The sequence below is a fragment of the Paenibacillus sp. A3 genome (assembly GCF_001399685.1).
Classification (GTDB): Bacteria; Bacillota; Bacilli; order Paenibacillales; family NBRC-103111; genus Paenibacillus_G.
In genome coordinates this window covers 24,397-47,107 of sequence record NZ_JTHN01000132.1, presented here as the reverse complement: position 1 = coordinate 47,107, position 22,711 = coordinate 24,397, and the positions used below count along the sequence as shown (strand labels likewise).

Here is a 22,711-nt window from a genome sequence, read left to right as displayed (position 1 = left end):
CGGACTACCGGCTGCTGCAAGAGCGCTACGGCTCGCAGTTTAGAATCATCAACGCGTACGGGGTAACGGAAGCGGCGATCGATTCGAGCTTCTACGACGAGCCGCTGGCGAAGCTGCCGGAGGCTGGGAACGTGCCGATCGGCAAGGCGTGGCTGAACGCCCGGTTCTACATTGTGGATGCGCACCTGAATCCGGTACCGGTAGGGGTATTGGGCGAGCTGTGCATCGGCGGCGTAGGCGTAGCCCGGGGTTATTTGAACCGTCCGGAGCTGAACGAAGAGAAGTTTGTCGACAGCCCGTTCGTCCCGGGAGAGCGTCTGTACCGCACAGGCGACCTGGCGCGCTGGATGGAAGACGGCAACGTGGACTTCATCGGGCGGATCGACAATCAGGCGAAAATCCGTGGGTACCGGATCGAGATCGGCGAGGTCGAAACGCAGGTGCTGAAAGCGGACGGCGTCAAGGAAGCGGTCGTTGTCATCCGGGAGGACGGCAACGGACAGAAGGCGCTGTGCGCGTACTTCACGGCGGACGAGGAACTGCAAGCAAGCGGGCTGCGAAGCGCGATGTCGCAGGAGCTGCCGGGGTATATGATTCCGTCGTACTTCGTGCAGCTGGAGCGGCTGCCGCTGACGCCGAACGGGAAGATCGATCGCAAGGCGCTGCCGGCGCCGGAAGGAGGCGCAAGCGGATCGGAATACACCGCGCCGCGTACACCGCTGGAAGCAAAGCTGGTCCGTATATGGCAGGAAGTGCTGGGGGTTGCAACCGTTGGCGTGAAGGACAACTTCTTCGATCTCGGCGGACATTCCCTGCGGGCAACGACGCTGGTCAGCAAGGTGCACAAGGAGCTGAACGTCGAACTGCCGCTGCGCGACGTGTTCCGCTACGCTACGATTGAAGAGATGGCCCAAGCGATTGCCCGGATGGAAGAGGGGGCGTTTTCGGCGATACCGGTGGCGGAGGAGAGGGAGTACTACCCGCTATCTTCCGCACAGAAGCGGCTCTTCATCCAGCATCAGCTGGAAGGGGCGGATCAGCTGTATAACATGCCGGAAATCATGCGGCTGGAAGGGCCGGTGGATCTCGATCGCTTCCAAGAAGCTTTCCGGAAGCTGATCGCGCGTCATGAGACGCTGCGTACCAGCTTTGCGATGGTACATGGCGAGCCTGTCCAACAGGTGCATGACGAAGTCGAATTTGCTGTGGAGTACAGCAAGGCTGCCCAAGAAGAGGCCGCGGATATCGTCCGCCGTTTCGTCCGCGCGTTTGATTTGAAGACAGCGCCTTTGCTTCGCGTAGGATTGGTCGAATTGGAGCAAGACGTTCACATCCTGATGTTCGACATGCATCACATTATTTCGGACGGCGTTTCGATGACGATTTTGGTGGAAGAGTTTACCCGGCTCTACGCCGGCGAGGAGCTGCCTCCCCTGCGGATCCAGTACAAAGATTATGCCGTATGGCAGCAATCCGAAGTTTACAGGGAGCGGACAACTCGGCAGGAGGCGTATTGGCTGCAAAAGCTGGCAGGCGATCTTCCTAAGGTGGATTTGCCTACCGACTACGATCGGCCTGCAACCCGAAGCTTCGACGGAGCGCACATCGAGTTCGAGGTCGACTCCGCTCTTGCGAAGCAGTTGAATGAGCTGGCGGCCAAGCAAGATAGCACGCTGTACATGGTTCTGTTGTCGGCCTATACCGTGCTGCTTTCCAAATACAGCGGGCAAGAAGACATTATTGTCGGAACGCCGGTTGCGGGAAGAACGCATGCCGATCTGGAGCCGATCCTCGGGATGTTTGTCAATACGCTCGCGATCCGCAACTATCCGGCAGGAGACAAAACGTTCCTCTCCTATCTGACAGAAGTCAAAGAGTCGGCTTTGGGGGCGTTCGAGCATCAGGATTATCCTTTCGAAGAGCTCGTGGAACGATTGAATGTCAAGCGGGACCCAAGCCGCAACCCGGTGTTCGACACGGCATTCGACTTGCAAAATGTTGACGATCGCGATGCCGACTTCGAAGCGTTGAAGCTGACTCCGTATGATCAGGACGAGGAAGAAGAAGTGAAATTCGATCTTATCTTGTCCATGTACGAAGAAAACGGAGTGCTCAAGGGAGGCTTCCATTATTGCGCCAAATTGTTCAAGGCGGCGATGATCCAGACCATGGCTCAAGATTTATTGCTGGTGCTGGCTCAAATCTGCGAAGATCCCCAAATCCAATTGAGCGGGGTCCAATTAAATAAACAAGCGGCAAGCGATAAGAACAAAAGCTCGATAGACAGCATTGAATTTGCATTCTAGACAAAGCTCTGCAAGGAACAGTTTGTTCATGCCTGATACAGGAGTGTATGTCCGAATTCGTTCGAGACATACACTCCGGGCATGTTGTCATCACATCTTAGGGGAGGGATACGAATGAAATCCTTGTTTGCAAAGGAAGAAATGTATTGGAACGAAAAGTTCGATGCCGAAGACAGCATGAGCTTCCTGCCCTATAGCAACTCCATCATGAAAATCAGCAGTGCGGATCATGCGGCAGCACCGGGCGTGATTCAGCGTACGCTGCCGAAGGAGCTGTCCGATAGAATCGTACGCCTCGCCAATGGATCGGACATGGCCGTTTTTATGATCGTATTGGCAGGGGTTAACGCTCTGCTCTATGCCTATACCAAGCGGGAGAACGTGCTGGTAGGTATCCCCGCATCGGCGCTGAATGACGAGAATCCGCCGATTCAAGATTTTCTGATTATTAAAAATATCATCCGTCGCGAAAGCACGTTTAAATCGCTGCTGGGCCAAATCAAATCGTCGGTCGGCGAAGCTTTGGAACATCAGCATATTCCGTTCAGAAAAATGATTCATTCCATGAATTTCCAATACACCTCCGATGGCGTGCCTGTCGTTAATACGATGGTTTCTTTTAAAAAAATACATGGGTCAGAATTTACAAAAGCCGTATCGGCTGATACCGTATTTGAGTTTGATGCGGACCATGACGCCATCCGGTTAAGCGTAAGCTTTGACGGCAATCGGTACGATCAAAATTTCATGGCCGCGGCGGTCGATCATCTTGAGCGGCTGCTGTCCGTCGTCTTGTTTCAGCCGGAGCTTGAGCTCGGCACCGTGGACATGCTGTCGGAGTCCGAGAAGCATCAGCTGCTGTATGGGTTCAACGATACCGCGACGGAATATCCGCGGGATAAAACGATTCATCAGCTGATCGAGGAGCAGGCGGAACGGGTTCCGGACGCGGTGGCGGTTGTTTTTGAGAAGGAGCAGCTTACTTACCGCGGGCTGAACGAGCGGGCGAACCGGCTGGCCCGGACACTGCGTGCCGAAGGCGTGCAGCGGGATCAACTGGTAGGCCTGATGGTCGGGCGTTCGCTGGAAATGGTCGTCGGCATTTTGGGAATCTTGAAGGCTGGAGGCGCGTATGTACCGATTGATCCGGAGTATCCGGAGGAACGCATCCGCTATTTACTGGAAGATTCTGAAGCGCGGCTGCTATTGACGCAGCGGCACTTGATGGAGCGCGTATCCTTTGCCGGGAAAGCGATCGCGCTGGACGACGAGGCGGCCTACAGCGAGGATGGATCGAATCTGGAGCCGGTCACCGGGCCGAACGATCTGGCCTATGTGATCTATACGTCGGGAACGACGGGCAAGCCCAAAGGGGTACTGGTAGAGCATCGCGGGCTGAGCAGCTTGAAAATGATGTTTGGGGAAACGCTGCAAATGAGCGAGCGGGACCGAGTGGTCCAATTCGCCAGCTTGTCGTTCGATGCGTCGTGCTGGGAAATTTTCAAAGCGTTATTTTTTGGCGCGGCTTTATATATTCCGACGGCCGAGACCATTCTGGACTATCGATTGTTCGAGAATTTCATGAACGAGAACGGGATTACGGCAACGATCCTGCCGCCGACGTATGCGGCCTATTTGAACCCCGATCGGATGCCGAACCTAAAAAAACTCATTACCGGAGGTTCTGCCGTTTCGGTCGAATTCGTTCAGCAGTGGAAAGACAAAGTGCTGTATTTTAACGCCTACGGTCCGACGGAAGCTTCGATCGTTACTTCGGTTTGGGCGGCTTCGACGAGTGCTGTCGACCGGAAGTCGATTCCGATCGGCCGTCCGATTCAGAATCACCGGATTCATATTGTTGATTCGCAGCAACAACTGCTGCCGGTCGGTGTGGCGGGGGAGCTGTGCGTCGCAGGGGTAGGATTGGCTCGCGGCTATTTGAACCGTCCGGAGCTGACCGCAGAGAAGTTCGTGGGCAATCCGTTCGCGCCGGGCGAGCGAATGTACCGTACCGGCGACTTGGCAAGGTGGCTGCCGGACGGCAACATCGAATATATGGGCCGCATCGACCATCAAGTGAAAATCCGCGGCTACCGGATCGAGATTGGCGAGGTCGAAGAGCAGCTCTTGAAGATTGCGTCGGTTCAAGAAGCGATCGTTATTGCGCGTGAAGACGCAAGCGGACAAAGTCAGCTGTGCGCCTACTTCGTGGCGCAAGCGAAGCTGAAGACGACTGAGCTGAAGGAAGCTATGGCGAAAGAGCTGCCGGGCTACATGATTCCGTCGCACTTTGTGCAGCTGGAGCGGATGCCGTTAACGCCGAATGGCAAAATCGACCGCAAGGCGCTGCCCGCTCCGGAAGCAAGCCATCATGAAACGGAATACGTTGCGCCGCGCTCGCTGCTTGAAATGAAACTTGTCCAAATCTGGCAGGAAGTGCTCGGTTTAGATAAGGTAGGAATAAAGGACGATTTCTTCGAGATTGGCGGAAACTCGATCAACCTGATGCGGTTAATTCAACGAATCTATGACGAAACGGGAAGAGAAATCCCGCTGCATAAAGGATATCAGGATGTAACTGTCGAAGCGATGGCGCTTGAGAATTGGGAATCCGGGTTTGAGCAGGACGGCCATCATTTCATGAAGCTGAATAAGCATGGGGCGACGAATTTGTTTTGCTTTCCTCCGGGAAGCGGATTCGGCATAGGCTATCGGGGGTTAGCGGATAGACTGGAGAACCGGTACGCGGTGTACGCGATTGATTTCATCGACGATTCCGATAGCTACGAGGACATGCTGAATCGTTATGTGGACGAGGTCATCCGCATCCAGGATCAGGGGCCTTATATCTTCCTTGGGTACTGCTTCGGCGGGAATTTGATGTTCGAAGTAGCCAAAACGATGGAAAAGAGAGGGTACCAGGTATCGGATCTGATCATGGTAGATTCGTGGATTAAGGAGACCCTGACACCGGCGGATACGACGGAAAAAGAGCTGCAAGAAACAATGGAGGATTTGACGGAAACGGAAAAAGAACTGCTGGAAAACCCCTTGATTCGGGAGCGTGTACAGCAAAAGGTGCGCGCGACCTTGACGTACGAGGCGCAATTGATCAACACGGGCACCGTTCAGGGAACCATTTACGAGTTGGTCGCGGAAGACAGCGATGCTTTCCGATTGGAGCACCAGCTGCCGTCATGGCGCGGAGCCGCCGGGCAAGCCTATACGGAATATAAGCTTGCAGGCGCTCACGAAAAATTGCTGGAACCCGAATGCATTGATGGAACATCGATTGTCATTCAGCGTATCCTCGATCAAATCGTGGAACAGAACGACGCATCCCGAAAGGTGCTGCATGGAGGATGAGCGGCGCCCGCAAGCTTTGAAAGGGGATAACACGGTGGCGCAAAAACGAAATCAAGTATTAGCCCTATGGACAGCATTCCGTTGGTTATTAACATTTGTAAACAATCACAGGGGCTGGATGATCGTTGGAATCGCCTCTGCCATTGCCGCGGCCGTGATCGAGGTATGGACAGGCAGCTTGATCGAGCAATTGACGACCCACGCCGAGAATGGGGCGGGGCCGATTGTCACGCAAATCGTCTATACCGTTTTTATCGTCATTTTGATCGGGGTGCCCGCCAAATATTTTATGGTTTACGGTGTGGAGCGGAGCAGCGCCCTGGCTGTAAGAGATATTCGCAACCATGTGATGAATCATGTGGGGAAGCTGCCTATTCATTACGTTGAAAAACAACATTCGGGCGACGTCCTTTCGCGGATAAGCAACGACATCCAGCTCATCCATCAATTCATGATCCGGGATTTGGCGCAATGGTTTTATCATCCGCTGCTGTTTATCGGCTGTTTCATTTATTTAATATGGATACAATGGGAGCTTATGCTGTACAGCTTGCTGCTGTTTCCCGTTTCCTTGCTGGTTTCGCAATGGATCGGGAAGCAGCTGCAGCAGCTGACGGAAGAAGCCCAGGCCAATATGGGACGGATGAACGTCAATTTGCAGGATACGCTCGGGGGAATGCCGATCGTTAAGAGCTATTTATTGTCGGGAATGATGTTCCGCTCTTATCAAAGGCTGCTGCAATTGACGGCGCAAAAAAAGCTGGCCGTGAAAAAGAGGGAGGCTTGGGTGAACCCTCTCTTGTCTACGCTGATGCTTAGCCCGATCATCTTTGCCGTAAGCTACGGAAGCTATTTGATTTCCAAAGGCTTGCTCGGTACAGGGGAATTAATCGCCTTCCTTTATTTGTTGAATTTATGCTTGGATCCGCTTGACCACATTCCCGAGCTGATTACGCATACGTTTGAAATGACCGGCGCTTTAAAACGGATCTCGGGGATTCTGGAGCAGCCTGTCGAGAACCAAGAAGGGCATTCCATTGCGCTGACAAGCGCTCCGCCCATTGCGTTCGATAACGTTTCTTTTGCTTACGAAGGTAGTCCCCCCATCCTGCGGAACCTAAACTTTACGGTACCGGAAGGGGCAACGATCGCTTTAGTCGGAGCAAGCGGGGGAGGAAAGAGCACGGTATTTAAGCTGTTATGCGGTTTTTATCCTTTGACTGCGGAGCAAGGAACGATAAAAGTATTCGGTCAGTCGATCAGCGGCTGCAATCCGGACAGACTGCGCTCCCATTTGTCCGTCGTTACCCAAGATTCGTATTTGTTCAGCGGCACCGTAGCTGAGAATATCGCCTACGGCCGGGAGCATGCGTCTATGGATGAGGTGATCGAAGCCGCAAAGTCGGCTCATGCGCATCATTTTATTATGGAGCTTCCCGAAGGATATCAAACGAACGTAGGGGAGCGGGGCGGATTTCTTTCCGGGGGACAGCGTCAGCGGATTGCCATTGCGCGCGCTCTGCTTAAGAATGCCCCGATTCTGCTGTTGGACGAACCCACATCCGCATTGGACCCCGAGTCTGAAGGCTCTGTCCAAGAGGCGCTGAGCGTGCTCATGAAACAAAGAACGACCATCGTTATCGCTCACCGGTTGTCGACCGTCCAGAACGCGGATCAAATCTGGGTCATGGAGCAGGGGGAAATTGTCGAAGCGGGCAGCCATGCCGAGTTATTGGAGAAGAAGGGATTATACGCTCAATCGTACCATCAGGAGTTTACCGATCTTGCGAAGCGCAAGGAGGCGGTTTATACGTGAAGACAGGCGGATTAATCTCATATGCCAAAGAGCTCGGGTACTTGATGAGGTTCATGAACCGAAAACGCAAAACGAATTACTACATCGGCCTGAGCGTAACGGCGGTCAATCAAACGTTATTTCTCGTATCCTTTAGTTTGGTCGTCCAAAGTTTGGTCAATTTTGCCGAGTCCCGGGATACTTCGCTTCTGTTCCAAGCCTTCTACATTTTGGCCGGCGCTTTGCTGCTGGAAAACGTCATTTCTCCTTGGTTTACATACATGTATCAACGAAGCGTAGAGTTTACGGTACTGGAGATCCGGGAGCGGCTTTATCATAAGATTTGCCGGCTTCGAGCGAAATATTTGGAGCAGACGCATAATGGAGATTTGCTCTCGCGGGTCAATAATGATGTAACTACCGTAGAGACGACGTACTCCACTACTTATTTCGTGATGCTGCTGCAAATCGTTTTCAGCATCGGCTCCATCGTGGCGATGCTGCTCATTCATTGGCAGTTTGCCTGCGCTTCGCTGACGATTCTGCTGCTGTCCTTTTCGATTAGCATCCGGTTTGTCCGGCAGATTCGGAGCCTGTACGAACAATCGCTCCAAGGGCTGGCTAAAATGACGGAAAAGTTTCTGGACTTTATCGGTGGCATTCAATTGGTCAAATTGTTCCATATTCGTCCGATCTACTCTCAATATCGAGACCTGAATGAGCAAGTGGCGCAGATTGCGGTGCAAACGGCCAAAAAAAGCGGGATGCTGACGGCCGTTAACCATTTTGTCAGCTACGTTACGTTTTGCGGGATTATCGTCATCGGCAGCTTGCTATATGCCTATGACCTGATTGGAATGGGAAGCGTTGCGGCGCTGGCCGTGCTGCAAATCAACTTGACCCATGCCATCATGAATTTCGGCACCGTGCTGTCGCTTGCACAAAATTCATTAGCCGGCGCGCACCGGATCCAGGAAATATTGGAGGAAGAAGAAGAGCCGGAGCGGATCGGCTCTTCGGTAAGCAAATTCGTTTCGGAGGCTATGGTGGAATTCCGGGACGTGGAGTTTTCTTATCAAGGAGATAAACGGGTTCTGCACAAGCTCTCTCTCCAGGTCTATAAGGGACAGGTCGCGGCAATCGTTGGAGCAAGCGGCAGCGGCAAGAGCACCTTGATCAAATTGCTGCTGGGCTTTTACCCCGTCGACCGCGGAGAGATTTTGCTGCAAGGCAAACCGTTCGGGCACTATACGTTGGAAGAGATCCGCGGCCAAATCGCCTATGTACCGCAAGACGCCTTTCTGTTCAGCGGCACGATCGAGGACAACATTCGTTACGGGAATCCGCACGCGACAACGGAGGAGGTCGTGGATGCCGCGAAAGCCGCTTATGCCCATCATTTTATTCAAGAGCTGCCCGAGCAGTACAACACCCAAGTAGGGGAGCGGGGAGCGTCGCTATCGGGCGGGCAAAGGCAGCGTATTGCGATTGCCAGAGCGATCCTGAAAAATGCACCGATCTTGCTGCTGGACGAGGCAACGTCGGCGCTCGATAACGAGTCAGAATATTGGGTACAGCAAGCCCTGAACGAGTTGATGAAAGGTCGAACGACTATTCTCATTGCCCATCGCCTGAGCACCGTGGAGAAAGCGGATTTCATTACGGTCATGAATCAGGGGACGATCGTGGAGCAGGGCACGCATCAGAAATTGCTTGAACGCGGAGGTTACTACGCGAGGTTATACGGATAGTTGGCGGGATAGGCATCAGCCAATTCCCGGCAGTTGCAAATGCAAAAACAGGCAGAGGCCGCTAAGGGCTCCTGCCTGTTTTTTTATGCGCTGATGCGCAGCTTGCTGTTTTATTTGCCCTGCTTCACTTCGTTCAAGAGCGAGAGGTCGAGGAATTTGCTCAGGTCCAGCTCCTCTTTCTTCACGTCCTTGATGTAGCCGGCCTCGATGGAGACGCGGGCCATTTCTTCAATCGCTTCCTTGCTTACGTCCGTCGTCAGATTCAAGTGGGAGATCGCCGCTTTAATCAAAGCGGTATCCATTCCTTTTCCGCTGAGCGCCTTCAATTGGTTGTTGATCAGTTCATACGCTTTGTCCGGATTTTTCTTAATAAAGTCGATCGCGTCCGCATTGGCTTGAATGGCTCCCTTCGCCAGCTCGCGGTTGTCTTTCAGGAACTTGTCGCCGGCAACGAGAATCGTGAGCGGATAATTGCCGTTGTTCGGCGGAACTTGATCCCACGGCACGATCACTTTGCCGATGCCTTCCTGCTCCATCTGCGTGCCCCACGGCTCAGGGATCAGCGTCGCGTCGATTTCTTTCTGACGCATCGCCACGAGCGTGTCCGCCGGAGCCCGGGCAATCAGCTGCACGCCGCTCTTGTCGGTCGTCACGTTCAGATTGTTCTGCTTCAGCAGCAGGCGAAGCGAAATTTCGTTCGTGCTGCCTTTCGTCGGGATCGCGACGGTTTTGCCGACCAAATCCTTGACGCTGTTGATGCCGGAATCTTTGCCGGCTACAACCACGGCGCCTCCATTATTCGAACCGGAAATGACGCGGAAGTTTTTGCTTTTCAGGAACTGGTTCGTCGAAGGTCCGGGACCGACGAAGCCCAGGTCGATCTGATCCGTAGCCAGCGCGGTGGAGAAGTCGGACCCGTTGTCGAACGGCGTCACCTCGATCTTGACGTTCTCGCCCCAGTACTTTTTGAACAAGCCCTGCTCCAGAGCGACATAGCCTGGCGCATGGGTAACGTTCTTGAAGATGCCGAGCCGTACCGTTTTCGCCGCGGCCGTTTTGTTCGCTCCGGCGGCTCCGTCTTTCGGCGCTTCCGTTTTGCTTCCGCAGGCGGAAAGCGCAAGCGATGCGGTCAGAACAACCGCCAGCAGTGCAGACCATTTTTTCATCGTACCGTTTCTCTCCTTTGTATAGCACCGGCCGTTCGGCCGTGCTGCCCCCGATTGGTTATTTTTTGCCGCTGATTAATCCGTAGCGCAGTAATAGTTTATCCTCAAGCCGCTTGAAGCAAAAGTGATCGGACACCGTGCCGAGCACGGCGATGATGATCACGATGCAGAGCATGAGTGCCGTATCGGCCAGATTGCGGCCGTCCTGCAGCAGTTGTCCGAGGCCGACGCCTTTGGCGATCAGCTCGCCCGCGACAAGCGCCCGCCAGGCAAAAGCCCAGGCGACGCGAACGCCGGTAATCATGTGAGGGAACGCGGCGGGGACCATGATTTGGTAAAACATGCGCATGCCGTCGCCGGTTCCCATCGTTTGCGCGGCCTTGATATAAATGGAAGGAATATTTTTGATCCCCGTCCGGCTGGCCATCGCCATCGTCCATGTGGCGCCCAGCATGGTGATGAATATAACCGAGAAATCGTTCATTCCGAACCAGATGATGGCAAAAGGCAGCCAAGCGATACTTGGAATCGTCTGCAGCGCCACGACCAGAAAGCCGATCGTGTCATCGATCAAACGGTACCGCGCGAACAGGAAGCCGAGCACCGTGCCGACCAGGATCGAGACGGCAAACGCGAGCAGAAGCCGCTTCAGACTTTGAAACGTCGCTTCAAGCAACTGGCCGTGGACGAATCCGTCGTAGAACGCTTGAAACGTCTGGGTGACGGAAGGGAATTTCCAGCCCCAGTCGAATATTCTAAATCCCGCTTCCCACGCTATCAAGAGCAGAACCAGGAAGAGGCCCCTTCTTAATGCTGTACTCATCGCCCATCTCCTCCTTTACCACTTTTTCCAGCTCGTCGGCCAGCGCATCCATAATGCTGGCTTCCACGTGATGCAGGACGGAGTCGGCGTAATCGCGCGGACGCGCCGCCTGAACGGCGAATTCCTTCTTGATCTTCCCGGGACGGGTCGACATGACCAGCACGCGGTCCGACAAGATGACGGCTTCCCGGATGTTATGCGTAATGAACAGGATTGTTTTGCGCGTTCGCATCCAAATTTCTTCAAGCTCCTTGTGCAGAATGAGCCGGGTCTGTTCATCCAGTGCCGCAAAAGGCTCATCCATGAGCAAAATTTCCGGGTCCATCGCCAGCGCGCGGGCAATGGCAGCCCGCTGCTTCATGCCGCCCGACAGCTCGTGCGGGTAGCGGTCCGCGAATTTGCTCAAATGCACCGCTTTAATCTGCTCCATCGCCATGGCTTCGCGTTCCTTCTTGCCGATGCCTTTTTGCTTCAGTCCGAACGCGACATTATCCAGCACCGTCAGCCACGGGAACAAGGCGTGCTCCTGAAAAACGACGACGCGGTCGGGTCCGGGCGAGCTGCAAGGTTTGCCGTTCACCGTAATGGTTCCCTGCTCCGCTTGCTCCAGGCCGGCGACCAAATTGAGCAGCGTGGATTTGCCGCATCCCGACGGGCCGAGCAGCGAGACGAATTCGCCCTTGCGGATCGTCAGGGAAACGTTGTCAATGGCGGTAAAACTGCCGCCGGTACGCTGATGGAACGTCTTGCTGACGTCTTTGATTTCAATCAATGGGTTCACTCTCCTCGAAGAGACATGAAAAAACGCAAAATCAACTATACCAACTTATTTTATAGGAATTAGGTGTATTGTCAACTACAAATTTTGCAGGATTTCGCGGTCTTTTGTCGAATGGTAGAAGCAGACCACATTTTTCCTATTTTTATAGAAAGGTATGGGTGTGAATGAAGCGAATGAAGCGAGTCGCGGTACTTGCCGCGATCATTAGCGGAGCGTTCGCCGCCGGCGTTTACGCCGAGAACGTTTTGCAGCGGGTAGACGCTTACCTGCGTCCCGATTTCAATCTCGTGCTGGATGGGGAGTCCGTCAAGCTGTCGGAATCGCCGCTGGTGTATAAGGACAAGAGTTACCTGCCGCTGGCCGATCTGACCAGACTGCTTGGCGCCAACCTGCTCTGGCGGGAAGATACGAAGACGATCTACATCAACAGCCGGATTAATCCCGAGCAGAAGCCGGAGGATTCGAATCAGGAATACGAATCGATCGAGCTGTCCGACCCGTACTCGATTACGCTCAAATACCTTGGGGCCGAATACCCGATGCTTCTGACGTACAACAAGAAGAATTTGTCGGCCTATGTGCCGTATTACCGGGAAACCGACGTCAAACGGATGGGCATCGATACGAGTGGCTTGAAGAAAGCGCGGGAGCGCCTGACCGGTGTGGTGTACATCAATGAGCAGGAGCTGAAGAAGCGCTGGCGGCAGAACCCGGAGCAGGTGTACGCCACCAATGGCGACAATTACATCATCAAAGGGGAAGTAAGCCCGAAAAAGATCGAGACGCTGCGGACGTACATCAAAAATTCGCAGATGCTCAAGTACGGGGAAGCGGTGTTCTACCAAAAAGCGGTCATTATCGACAAACGCGAGGAAGAGGACGAGTACGATTACTTGTTCCACGAAACCGTACAATTGCCTATCGATCCAAAAAGCCCTCCGCCCCCGAACGGAGGCGTGGTCAAGAGGTATATACTAGGTCGTCTGAAGCTGACGAAAAACAATGCTTCCTCCGAGATCAGCTATACTGTCAACATGATCGACCGCATTGACCTGCAGGAGGAAGCCAACAAACGGGGCACTCGTTAATCTTCGTGTTTCCAATAGAGAATGGCGATTTGCGTCCGGTCCCTCAGGCCGAGCTTGCTCAAAATCTCCGATATGTAATTTTTGATCGTCCCTTCGCTCAGGAACAGTTCCTGGGCGATTTCTTTATTGGACAACCCTTCCGCGATTTTCTCGACTACCTGCTTCTCCGTAGGGGTGAGGCCGTACGCTTCGAACCTGGCAAAAGGGTCCTTGCGGCTCTGCGTCACTTGTTCCAAAGCCGCCTCCGCTTGCGCTTGCGCGGGAGACTGGGGATGAATCCAGCCGGTCAGCTTGCGGGCAATATCCGGGTGGATGAGCCAGTTGCCTTGGTGAACCGTTTTAATGCCCTGCACGATTCGGTCCGGCGGGATATTCTTGAGCAAGTAGCCGCTTGCGCCGTTGCGCAGCGCCTCGACGATATAATCGTCGTCGTCGAAGGTCGTCAGAATGAGCACGCGGGTATCGGGCGACGCCCGCTTGATGTTCAACGTGCCTTCGACCCCGGAGCAGTTAGGCATGCGAATATCCATCAGCACGACATCGGCGGTTTGTCCGTCGGTAAAAAAGCGGTGGGCTTCGTTTCCGTCGCCGCACGCTCCAACTACGCGTAATTCCGGGTCTAGCTCCAAAATCATTTTCATGCTTTCACGGATAAACGGGTCGTCATCAACAATTAATACTCGAATCATGGCAGCATTACCCGCCTCCTAATGGGTTGGAATCTTTCGTCGGTGCCTCTTATTGCGCACCGGGCGTCGGCACGAGGGTCGTGACGGCGAACCGGCCGTCGGTTTGAATGCGCAGCTCTCCGCCTACCAGCCGCGTCCGTTCCTCCATGCCGCTGAGACCGAGTCCCCTGCCCACAGCGGCCGAATCCGGCAGCATCCCGTTATTGGAAACGGTCATGGAGACATTGGACTCCTTGAAGCTCAGCTCGATAAGCACCTCGGTAGCCTGCCCGTGACGAAGGGCGTTGGTCACGGCTTCTTGAGCATTCCGGTAAAGCACGATTTCAAGACTCGGGTAAAGCGGGCGCGGCACGCCAGTGATTTCGCAGCGAATTTGAAGCTGCGGATCGGCTGCGAAGTCCTCGATCAGCCGCTTGAGCGAGAAGCTCTGCCCCTCCTCCGCCGTCGGCTTCATCCGCCGGACCGTCCGCCGGAGCGTGTCCATCGCTTCCGTCAGCTGATCCCGGACGATCCGGGTCATCTCCATGCCTTTCTCCGGCTGCCCGGGCGAAATCCGGATGATCGCTTCCAGCATCATTTTCAGCCGGATCAGCTTATGTCCGAGATCGTCGTGAATTTCGTGCGAGATACGGGTCCGCTCCTCCGTCTGCGCCAACTGCTCCACCTTGCCGGCGTATTCGACAAGCCTTTTACGGGCGGCATCCAGCTCGTAGGCTTTGCTTCGCAATTCGTCGTACACCTGCTCCAGCTCCCGCTTCCGGTCGCCGGTTTCCGCCCAACCGTACAGCAGCATCGCACCGGTGGCCAGCAGCAGATTGGCCGTAAGCTTCAGCTCCATGTCGGGATGGGCGGTGAGCGAACCGTTCAAAAGCACAGCCTGTAGCGCAAGCAGAAACCAGCGGAGTCCCGATCGCTCCTTCAGCATATAAGCCGTCAACGTGGAATAATGACAGGCGAACATCATCCCTTCCATTTGCAGACTGAGCCAAGTGACGAACAGCATTTCGGCCGCAGCCGCCAAGTTCTGTGCCCGCCCCGGCAGCCAAGAGCGGCTTATTTCCGCAACGGCAAGCAGTACCAGCGTATAGAAAGCGAGCTGTCCGCTTCGTTCGAGCGGCAGCATATAAGCCGTGCTGACGGCGGGAAAAAGAATCAGTGCGTATCGCAGCAGTAAAAGCATCCCTTATGCGCCTCCATATGCGATTATATCATAAGGCGGGCCTTCGTGACTTTCGTCATTCCCAACAAATGACGAAAGCTACCTGCTTTGCGTCATGAATGGCGGTACAATACAATCAAAGCACATCACCTTACAAGGAGCGGGCTCACGTGTCATTTATCGAAATCAAAGATGTCGTCAAACGGTACGGCGGCAACATTTCCGTAGATCATTTGAATTTAAGCATCCGGCAGGGGGAAGTATTCGGTCTGCTCGGGCCGAACGGAGCCGGGAAAAGCACCACGATCAAAATGCTCTGCGGTCTGCTCAAAATCGATCAGGGCGAAATGCGGATCGAAGGCATTTCCGTTGCCGCCAATCCGCTTGAGATCAAGCGGAGGATCGGTCTCGTGCCGCAGGAGCTCGCGATTTACGAAAACTTGACGGCCCGTGAAAACGTCACGTTTTTCGGCAAGCTGTACGGTCTGCGGGGAGATCTGCTGCGCGAGCGGGTGCAGGAAGCGTTGGAGTTCGTAGGGCTGTCGGACCGGCAGGGCGAGAAGCCCGGCGCTTACTCGGGAGGGATGAAGCGGCGGCTGAATATCGCGTGCGCGATCATGCACCGGCCGAAGCTGATCATCATGGACGAGCCGACGGTCGGGATCGACCCGCAATCCCGCAACCATATCCTCGATTCGGTCCGCAAGCTGAATCAGATGGGCTCGACCATCATTTATACGAGCCATTATATGGAAGAGGTTGCCGCAATCAGCACGCGGGTCGGCATTATCGATCACGGCCACTTGATCGCCTGCGGCACGCAGGAGGATTTGCGGGCGCTCGTCGCCTCGGACGAGAAGCTGATCGTCAAAGTCGCGGAGGTCAAGGAAGAAGCCGTGGCCGAGCTGCAGGCGCACCCGCGCATCCAGCAAGTGGCGACAGACGACCGGACGCTGGAAATTTATTTGCCGTCCTCGCCCAATTCGCTGCAGGACATTTTGTACATTTTATCGAAGCATCAGGTCGTCATTCAATCGCTGAGCCGCGTGGAGCCGGACCTGGAGGCGCTGTTCCTGTCGTTGACGGGACGGACGCTTCGGGATTAGGAGGCGGAGAGCATGCGCATTGTATGGACCGTCGCCGGTTACGAGCTTTTGCGGTTAAGCCGCATCAAAGTGGTGATGCTCGTTTTGTTTTTGCTGCCGCTGGTTCTGATTTTAATTCTGGGCTCGGCGCTCTCCAAGGAGTTTAAAGCGGAGGATGTCAAGATCACGCCCGTGAAGGTCGCCGTGGTGAATCTGGATCAGAGCCGGTGGAGCGAGCCGCTTAAGGCGTATTTGAGCAATCCGAGAACCAAGGAAATTCTCCAGACGCAGGAATCTTCCAGCCGCGAGGAAGCGGTGCGTGCGCTTCAAGAGGGAAGAGCCGAATACGGTCTGATCGTGCCTGAGGGCTTTGGGGAAGCTTTGCTGCAGGGAAAACCGGCTTCGTGGGAGCTGATTGCCGGCAAAGACCGGGGACAAAACCTGATCGCCGAGACGGCGCTGGAAAGCTATCTCGCTTACGCGAACAGCATGCAGGCTGCCGCCCTGACTTTGGGACCGCAGGCCGTAATGACTCAGCTGGCAGATGCATCCGTTTATGCCGGCGCTGGGGAAACATTCGTTGCGGAGGGCAGGCTGGGAAACGAGGGCAAGGAATATACGGCGCTTCAATATTATTCCGTCTCGATGCTCGTCATGTTCATGCTGTACGCCGGGATGACGGCATCCATCAGCCTGGTGAACGAGCGTGTGGATCACACGCTGTTCAGACTCGGTTCCATGCCGGTTACGATGAATCAGATCATGTTCGGCAAAATGATCGGAAACGGCCTTCTGACCTTGATCCAGGCGTGTGTCATCATCGGTGTGACGCATTATGCGTATGGCGTCGACTGGGGGAATCGTCCGGCATTCCTGCTAGCCGTATGTCTGGCCGTCATGCTGGCTTCGATGGCGCTGGCGATGCTAAGCTCGCTGTACTGCCGCAACATCAAGTCGGTGACGATGGCGTTCCAGATCGTCATTATGCTGATGACCTTTTTAAGCGGAGGCTTTGATCCGCAGGTAGGGGCACTTGAGCGGATTGGGCAATTTACGGTCAATCATTGGGCGATGCAAAGCATCCTGCAGATGATGCTGGATGGAAAACCGCAGCTCGTGCTGCATCATGTTACGGTTTTGGCTGCGATCGCCGCCGCGCTGGCGGCCGTTGCCTTCGCGGCGTACCGGAAGGTGGGATACCGTGAATAGTCTGTTTATTGCCGTCAATTTAATTAAAAGAACAATCGGAAACCGCAGAGGCTTCCTGTTGTTTATCATCGCCCCGGCTTTGATCGTGTCGCTTATTATCGGCTTTGCCGCGAAGCAGGACGAGAAGGCATCCATCCTTTATATCAATGCGGATGAAGGACCGGTAGGCCGGCATATTTTGCGGGAGCTTGAGCATACCGGCCGCTATCGGCTTTCCGCCGCGGCAACTCTCGACGCAATGCGAACGGCGGTGATCGAGCACAAAGCGGATGCGGCTTTCCTCATCCCCGCGGGCTTCTCCCAAGGGTTGAAGGAAGGCCGGGCCATGCCTGTGGAGCAGTTAGAGCTGTCCATGAGCGAGGCGTCCTTCACGCTGCGGATGAGCTTGGACCAAACGATCCGCCGGGTGAGCACGGCTATGCGCGCGCTGGACGCTTCAGGTCAGGCGGAAGACCGGCTGAATCTCGTTCTGGAGCAGGTAGAGAAGCATCAGGTTCGTGCGACACGCACCGATTACGGCTGGTACGCCAGTCCGGCGCTCGGTCTCGCTACGGGTATCCTGCTGATGTTCCTGATGGGGCTGGTCAACAGCTCCGTCTCCATCATGGTCGAAGACCGGAAGCAAAAAACGATGACCCGAATGTTTACGGCTCCCGTCCGCGCCTACGAAATCATGCTTGGCAACTTCCTCGGGAGCTTCGCGGTAGGTACGCTGCAAATCGTGCTGGTGCTGGCGTTTACCCGGTATGCGATGAACTTTTCGTACGGGCTGCCTTTCATGCAGCATCTGCTTGTGATGGAATGCTTCCTGCTGGCGGTCATCGGCATCGGCAGCGCAGTGGCCGGCTTGATCCGCAACAGCGAGAATATCGGCGCGATCAACTCGATGGTTTCGGCACCGACCTGCATGCTGGGCGGCTGCTTCTGGCCGGTATCGATCATGCCCGAGTTCATGCAGAAGCTGGCCAATTTTGTGCCTCAAACCTGGGCGATTGAAGCCATTCGCAGGCTCGGCTCGGGACAAGGGCTGGGGGATGTCGTCATGCATCTCGGCGTGCTGGGACTGTTCGCTCTGGTGCTGCTCGGTATCGGCTCCGTCGTGATGAAGCCGGGCGAAACGGAAGCCGGCTAGCGGCGGGAGGCAATAAATTATACTTTGTAACGTCTTCGCCTTAGAGCGGAGGCGTTTTTTGTTTCGGAGGCAACCTGACCGCAAAAAAATAGGTTCAAAAAACGTTAAAAAAATCAATAATCCAAGTTGCTAAATCATATGATTCATAATAAGATAGAACTAAGAAACAGAATAGTCAGAAAATTCTATCAAAGAGATAAGCATGTTCGACTAGCGTTCACGCCAATACACACGCCGGCAGCAGCACGGACCGAACCAGAAGACGTCGCTGTTCATTAAGCAAGTTATCATCAAGGAGGGGATTGCCGTGAGCAAGAGTCATGAAGTGGAATATTGCAACCTTGAGTTACGGTTTGACCGTCGGCTAATCCGTAACTTCATCAAAACACTCATTCAAGAAGGCTACTCGCTCTATTGGAACGAGAGCGACCAACAGTTTATCGTCTCGATCCGGACCGGCCGCAAGCTGGTAAAGCTGCGGTTTCAGCGGATTGGCGAGCGGTATAAAATCGTGGGCAATTACTCCTTTAAAGACGAAAAGCTGGCGGAGCTGATGGAGAAGATGATCGGCGATACCCGCGGTCACGCGGTAGTAAAGCGCTTCAAAGACCGGCAGATTCTGATTGAAAACATCATGTTCGGCGAAATCATCCGTATGGTTGAAATTTCGGGGGTGGAACATAAGGTGTTATTCCAAAAGGAACCAGTGGTCACGGTGGAAGAAATGATGCAGGCGTTCCGGTCCAGACGACCGGACGAACGGATTCCGGTGCTGCGGCTGGAGCTGGATTACGAGCTGGCTACGCTGCATGATGCGCTTCAAGAGGGAGACCGGGAAGCGATCGAACGATGTAAGGAGAGGCTGATGGAACTCCGGCAGGAGATGCTGCTGCTCGAAATGTAATATCATCTGGCTGAGGAAAGGCGTTGGCGGAACGTATCGCAGCGCAGCGAACAGCCGCTGAACGGCCTGTGCGAGGTTAGGAGCACAGGCCTTTTTGACGTTTATAAAATGGGCTGGGTCGCACGAATGCCTTCAAATGCGTTCATTACCAATTGCTGCACATAGGCATCGTCCAATTTTTCGCCTGTCACAAGCAAGCGATAGAAAATCGGTCCGTAAATGAGATCGATGCATAATCCGATATCAAGATTTTTTTTCAATTCCCCGCGCTGAACCCCTTTTTCCAGAAGGTTCCTGGCCTCAAGCCGGCGGGGCTGGAAATATCGGGTCCGATAGGCTTCGGCCAATCCGGGATCAAACTGCCCTTCGCCTAATAGCTCCGTAATGATGGTCCCCTCCCGACTTGTCAAAAATCGGGTCACATTCGTAGCGTGAATGAGAATATCGTTCAAGGTCGAGCCCGTATCAGGCACGGGTAACCTTGCCGAGGCGGCAAAAAGAAAACCATCCATGACAACGGCAGCCTTGTTGGGCCACCATTTATAAATCGTGGCTTTGCTGACTTTGGCGCGATCTGCAATTTTATCAACTGTGACCGCTGCAAAGCCATTTTCCAACAATAATTCATAAGAAGCGGAAAGGATAGACTTTTGAGTTTCGACATTACGCGGCCGCCCTCTTTTGCCGTGCACCGCAATCATCCCTTTCGTAAATTCACGTCTTAAGCGTAAATATAAACTATACGTTCAGTATAACGATATTGGACAAAAAAGAAAAATTGAAACTGCCCATTTACAAAACTATACGTTCAGTATATTATTACATTATCTAATTTGTAAACTGTACGTACAGTATTTAAAAATGATTAGGAGGGGATTGAGTACTAGCATGAGGAAAAAGCAGCTTCGAATTAGAGTCGATGGGGATCGTTAGCCGTTTTTTTGCTGGGACTGTTGAGCATTTATTTTTAAAAATAAGGAGCTGCCTAAGATGACTACGTTAAAAAATAAACAAACCATCGAGAAAAATATTCCGACATGGTTAACCATTCTTCTGGCGACGGCATGCGGGATCATTGTCGCTAATCTTTACTATGCACAGCCCTTGATCGGGTTAATCAGTTCTTCAATCGGACTCTCTGAAAGCAGTGCCGGTTTTATCGTAACGCTTACGCAGATTGGCTACGTCATCGGCTTGCTCTTTGTCGTACCTTTGGGAGATATTGTTGAGAACCGAAGGCTGGTCGTCGTATCGTTGCTTCTTACAGCAATAGCCCTTGCTGCTGCCGCTATGGCAAAACAACCATTGCTTTTTTTAGGGGCTTCCCTTTTTATCGGGTTGGGCTCTGTTGCAGCTCAAGTACTTGTACCTTTCGCTTCATATCTGGCAACAGAAACGACACGCGGCCGTGTTGTCGGTAATATCATGAGCGGTTTGTTGCTTGGAATCATGCTATCTCGCCCTTTGTCCAGTCTGGTAGCCGACTTCTTGAGCTGGCATGCCATATTCGCTTTGTCTGCCATAGCTGTCGTTATTTTGGCGATCGTTCTGTCGAAAGTGTTGCCTGCAAGAAGGCCGACGACAAACACACACTATGCCGCTCTGCTTGGTTCGATGTGGCACTTGCTGCGAACGACCCCGATCTTACGCCGTCGCGCTGCATATCATGCGTGTGTGTTTGCGACTTTCAGCTTGTTTTGGACAACCGTTCCCTTACTGTTGTCCAGCCCGGTTTTTCATTTTTCCCAGAAAGCCATTGCATTGTTCGCACTAGCCGGAGTCGCGGGTGCGGTAGCTTCCCCCATTGCCGGACGGCTGGCCGATCGCGGCTGGACGAGACCCGGAACATGGATAGCGCTCGCTACGGTCATCATTTCTGTTTTGCTGCCGCTCCTGATCCAAACCGGCTCGCCCGTCGGAATAGCGGTTCTGGTCATTTCAGCCATATTGCTGGACGCGGGAGTATCCGCAAATCTTGTGCTCGGACAACGCGCGATCTTTTCCTTGGGACCTGAAATACGCAGTCGTCTGAACGGACTTTTCATGGCTATTTTCTTTTTTGGCGGAGCTATCGGTTCCTCCATTGGGGGGTGGGCGTACGCCTCAGGGGGATGGAGTATGGCGTTATGGATCGGAATAGCTTTCCCGGTCGCTGCCATGCTTTATTTTGCCACAGAGAAGAAGTCATAAAAATGCAATCGATTATTTCAGTCCATTAAATAAGCCGGCCATTTGGCCGGCTTGAGCTTTGTTGAGAAAGTGGTTTTTATAAATATAGAGATACCCCACCCACTCGTACACCTCTATTATTTCAAATGATCACAAGGGGATTCATCGCTTGACATAATATGTACAAAAGTCCGTTATATGTGCAATAGGTGGATGAAAAGAGCATTGTTAACGTGTGCATTTCTATGTTATGATGAATGGGAGGTGGTCCCATGAGTGTTACGATCAAAGACATCGCCAAACTGGCCGGCGTGTCGCATACGACCGTTTCCCGGGCATTGAACGACAGCCCGCTGATCAACCCGGAAACGAAAGAGCGTATTAAAGCGATTGCGGGAAGCATGAACTATACTCCGAATTACAGCGCGCGAAGCTTGGTGCTGGATCGATCATACAATTTAGGGCTATTTTTTACAACCCTGCATACAGGTACCTCCGCCGGATTTTTGTACGAAGCCATCAAAGGCGTAAACGACGTCATTAAAGACGACTACAACTTGATTGTGCGGGGGATTGACGATTACAAGAGCTTTCATAAGGTGAACCGCAAAAATTTCGACGGCATCATCGTCATGAGCCAAAGCGAAAGCGACCAGTCGTTCATCGAATACGCTTCGGACAAAGAGATTCCGCTTGTGGTGCTGAACAGGCCCGTCGAAAGCGTCCAAGTGATGAACTTCGTCCCGGACGACCAGAGCGGCGCTTACCGGCTAACGGAATACTTGGTTCAGCAGGGACACCGCAATATTGCGATCATCGAGGGGAAACAGGGCTTCAAATCGACGCAAGCCCGCCGCGACGGCTATCGCGAGGCGCTCCACAAGCACGGGATCTCCGTACCGGAAGCGTATTACGTCAGCGGCAATTACGATCTGGAAAGCGGACACACGGCCATGAGCAAGCTGCTGGAGCTTCCCGACCGGCCGACCGCCGTCTTTTGCTGCAACGATGACATGGCGCTCGGTGCGGTGAAAGCCGTGACGGAGCGGGGCTTGTCGGTGCCGGAAGACATATCGGTGGCGGGCTTCGACGACCACCTGTTCTCGGCTTTCATGTCGCCTGCGCTGACCACGGTTCGCAGACCGATCGAAGAGCTGAGCCGGGCCGGGGCGGAGACGCTCCTGAAGTTCATCGAGACGAAGCATTCGGAAAAGTCGGTCGTTCTATTCCATACGGAGCTGGTCATCCGCGACTCCGTCAAATCCATCTAATTCGTTTGGGGAGGCAA

17 protein-coding genes are annotated in these 22,711 nt (G+C 53.8%); 11 read left to right on the top strand and 6 right to left on the bottom strand.

The window, feature by feature from the left end; all coding sequences use genetic code 11:
• The 4 genes from QJ48_RS20160 to QJ48_RS20145 all read left to right on the top strand — a co-directional run.
• On the top strand, window positions 1-2,306 hold a 2,306-nt coding region (locus QJ48_RS20160), incomplete at its 5' end, for a condensation domain-containing protein (RefSeq protein WP_157261698.1).
• A 114-nt stretch (window positions 2,307-2,420) separates the two neighbouring features.
• Window positions 2,421-5,672, top strand: a complete 3,252-nt coding sequence (locus QJ48_RS20155) for a non-ribosomal peptide synthetase (RefSeq protein WP_054975313.1) — start codon at window positions 2,421-2,423, stop codon at window positions 5,670-5,672.
• A complete protein-coding gene (locus QJ48_RS20150) occupies window positions 5,662-7,488 on the top strand; it encodes an ABC transporter ATP-binding protein (RefSeq protein WP_054975312.1) in 1,827 nt (608 codons plus the stop codon). The genes QJ48_RS20155 and QJ48_RS20150 overlap by 11 nt, the downstream gene beginning before the upstream one ends.
• On the top strand, window positions 7,485-9,218 hold the full coding sequence (locus tag QJ48_RS20145; RefSeq protein WP_054975311.1) for an ABC transporter ATP-binding protein: 1,734 nt from the start codon (window positions 7,485-7,487) through the stop codon (window positions 9,216-9,218). The genes QJ48_RS20150 and QJ48_RS20145 overlap by 4 nt, the downstream gene beginning before the upstream one ends.
• A 110-nt stretch (window positions 9,219-9,328) precedes the next feature.
• Here the strand turns inward: QJ48_RS20145 and QJ48_RS20140 are convergent, their stop codons facing one another.
• Genes QJ48_RS20140 through QJ48_RS20130 form a run of 3 tightly spaced genes read right to left on the bottom strand, consistent with a single transcriptional unit; the run spans window position 9,329 to window position 11,979 of the window.
• Window positions 9,329-10,384, bottom strand: a complete 1,056-nt coding sequence (locus QJ48_RS20140) for an ABC transporter substrate-binding protein (protein ID WP_054975310.1) — start codon at window positions 10,382-10,384, stop codon at window positions 9,329-9,331.
• A 58-nt stretch (window positions 10,385-10,442) separates the two neighbouring features.
• Window positions 10,443-11,207, bottom strand: a complete 765-nt coding sequence (locus QJ48_RS20135) for an ABC transporter permease (protein WP_054975309.1) — start codon at window positions 11,205-11,207, stop codon at window positions 10,443-10,445.
• On the bottom strand, window positions 11,140-11,979 hold the full coding sequence (locus tag QJ48_RS20130; RefSeq protein WP_054975308.1) for an ABC transporter ATP-binding protein: 840 nt from the start codon (window positions 11,977-11,979) through the stop codon (window positions 11,140-11,142). Before QJ48_RS20130 ends, QJ48_RS20135 begins: the two co-directional genes overlap by 68 nt.
• Before the next feature lie 182 nt (window positions 11,980-12,161).
• Between QJ48_RS20130 and QJ48_RS20125 the strand changes: the two genes are divergently transcribed.
• Window positions 12,162-13,076: a copper amine oxidase N-terminal domain-containing protein gene (locus QJ48_RS20125; RefSeq protein ID WP_237762987.1), complete on the top strand. Its 915-nt coding sequence runs from the start codon at window positions 12,162-12,164 to the stop codon at window positions 13,074-13,076.
• Here QJ48_RS20125 and QJ48_RS20120 read toward each other — a convergent pair.
• Together QJ48_RS20120 and QJ48_RS20115 are read right to left on the bottom strand one after the other, a co-directional pair.
• The gene (locus QJ48_RS20120) at window positions 13,073-13,765 is read right to left on the bottom strand and encodes a response regulator transcription factor (RefSeq protein ID WP_054975306.1); all 693 of its coding nucleotides are present in this window, start codon (window positions 13,763-13,765) and stop codon (window positions 13,073-13,075) included. The genes QJ48_RS20125 and QJ48_RS20120 overlap by 4 nt on opposite strands.
• A gap of 49 nt (window positions 13,766-13,814) precedes the next feature.
• Window positions 13,815-14,945 carry a sensor histidine kinase gene (locus QJ48_RS20115; RefSeq protein WP_054975305.1) on the bottom strand — a complete coding sequence of 377 codons (1,131 nt, stop codon included), beginning with the start codon at window positions 14,943-14,945 and terminating at the stop codon, window positions 13,815-13,817.
• Window positions 14,946-15,094: 149 nt separating this feature from the next.
• On the opposite strand from QJ48_RS20115, the gene QJ48_RS20110 reads away from it, so the two are divergent.
• The 4 genes from QJ48_RS20110 to QJ48_RS20095 all read left to right on the top strand — a co-directional run bounded on the left by QJ48_RS20110 (window position 15,095) and on the right by QJ48_RS20095 (window position 19,254).
• The gene (locus QJ48_RS20110) at window positions 15,095-16,030 is read left to right on the top strand and encodes an ABC transporter ATP-binding protein (RefSeq protein ID WP_082420601.1); all 936 of its coding nucleotides are present in this window, start codon (window positions 15,095-15,097) and stop codon (window positions 16,028-16,030) included.
• A gap of 12 nt (window positions 16,031-16,042) precedes the next feature.
• A complete protein-coding gene (locus QJ48_RS20105; RefSeq protein WP_054975303.1) occupies window positions 16,043-17,218 on the top strand; it encodes an ABC transporter permease in 1,176 nt (391 codons plus the stop codon).
• A complete protein-coding gene (locus tag QJ48_RS20100; RefSeq protein ID WP_054975302.1) occupies window positions 17,211-18,350 on the top strand; it encodes an ABC transporter permease in 1,140 nt (379 codons plus the stop codon). The genes QJ48_RS20105 and QJ48_RS20100 overlap by 8 nt, the downstream gene beginning before the upstream one ends.
• A 307-nt stretch (window positions 18,351-18,657) precedes the next feature.
• On the top strand, window positions 18,658-19,254 hold the full coding sequence (locus QJ48_RS20095) for a hypothetical protein (protein ID WP_054975301.1): 597 nt from the start codon (window positions 18,658-18,660) through the stop codon (window positions 19,252-19,254).
• A gap of 101 nt (window positions 19,255-19,355) precedes the next feature.
• On the opposite strand, the gene QJ48_RS20090 is transcribed toward QJ48_RS20095, so the two are convergent.
• Complete coding sequence (locus QJ48_RS20090) at window positions 19,356-19,955, bottom strand: TetR/AcrR family transcriptional regulator (RefSeq protein WP_054975300.1); 600 nt, start codon at window positions 19,953-19,955, stop codon at window positions 19,356-19,358.
• Window positions 19,956-20,244: 289 nt separating this feature from the next.
• Between QJ48_RS20090 and QJ48_RS20085 the strand changes: the two genes are divergently transcribed.
• Both QJ48_RS20085 and QJ48_RS20080 read left to right on the top strand, forming a co-directional pair.
• The gene (locus QJ48_RS20085; RefSeq protein ID WP_054975299.1) at window positions 20,245-21,444 is read left to right on the top strand and encodes an MFS transporter; all 1,200 of its coding nucleotides are present in this window, start codon (window positions 20,245-20,247) and stop codon (window positions 21,442-21,444) included.
• Between the two features lie 251 nt (window positions 21,445-21,695).
• Complete coding sequence (locus QJ48_RS20080) at window positions 21,696-22,694, top strand: LacI family DNA-binding transcriptional regulator (protein WP_054975298.1); 999 nt, start codon at window positions 21,696-21,698, stop codon at window positions 22,692-22,694.
• Window positions 22,695-22,711: the final 17 nt, after the last annotated feature.

Coding starts and splice junctions, on each gene's coding strand:
- QJ48_RS20125 (WP_237762987.1), top strand. CDS start 12,162: ATGAAGCGAGTCGCGGTACTTGCCGCGATCATTAGCGGAGCGTTCGCC.
- QJ48_RS20120 (WP_054975306.1), bottom strand. CDS start 13,765: ATGATTCGAGTATTAATTGTTGATGACGACCCGTTTATCCGTGAAAGC.
- QJ48_RS20140 (WP_054975310.1), bottom strand. CDS start 10,384: ATGAAAAAATGGTCTGCACTGCTGGCGGTTGTTCTGACCGCATCGCTT.
- QJ48_RS20090 (WP_054975300.1), bottom strand. CDS start 19,955: ATGATTGCGGTGCACGGCAAAAGAGGGCGGCCGCGTAATGTCGAAACT.
- QJ48_RS20115 (WP_054975305.1), bottom strand. CDS start 14,945: ATGCTTTTACTGCTGCGATACGCACTGATTCTTTTTCCCGCCGTCAGC.
- QJ48_RS20135 (WP_054975309.1), bottom strand. CDS start 11,207: ATGAGTACAGCATTAAGAAGGGGCCTCTTCCTGGTTCTGCTCTTGATA.
- QJ48_RS20105 (WP_054975303.1), top strand. CDS start 16,043: ATGCGCATTGTATGGACCGTCGCCGGTTACGAGCTTTTGCGGTTAAGC.
- QJ48_RS20085 (WP_054975299.1), top strand. CDS start 20,245: ATGACTACGTTAAAAAATAAACAAACCATCGAGAAAAATATTCCGACA.
- QJ48_RS20080 (WP_054975298.1), top strand. CDS start 21,696: ATGAGTGTTACGATCAAAGACATCGCCAAACTGGCCGGCGTGTCGCAT.
- QJ48_RS20150 (WP_054975312.1), top strand. CDS start 5,662: ATGGAGGATGAGCGGCGCCCGCAAGCTTTGAAAGGGGATAACACGGTG.
- QJ48_RS20155 (WP_054975313.1), top strand. CDS start 2,421: ATGAAATCCTTGTTTGCAAAGGAAGAAATGTATTGGAACGAAAAGTTC.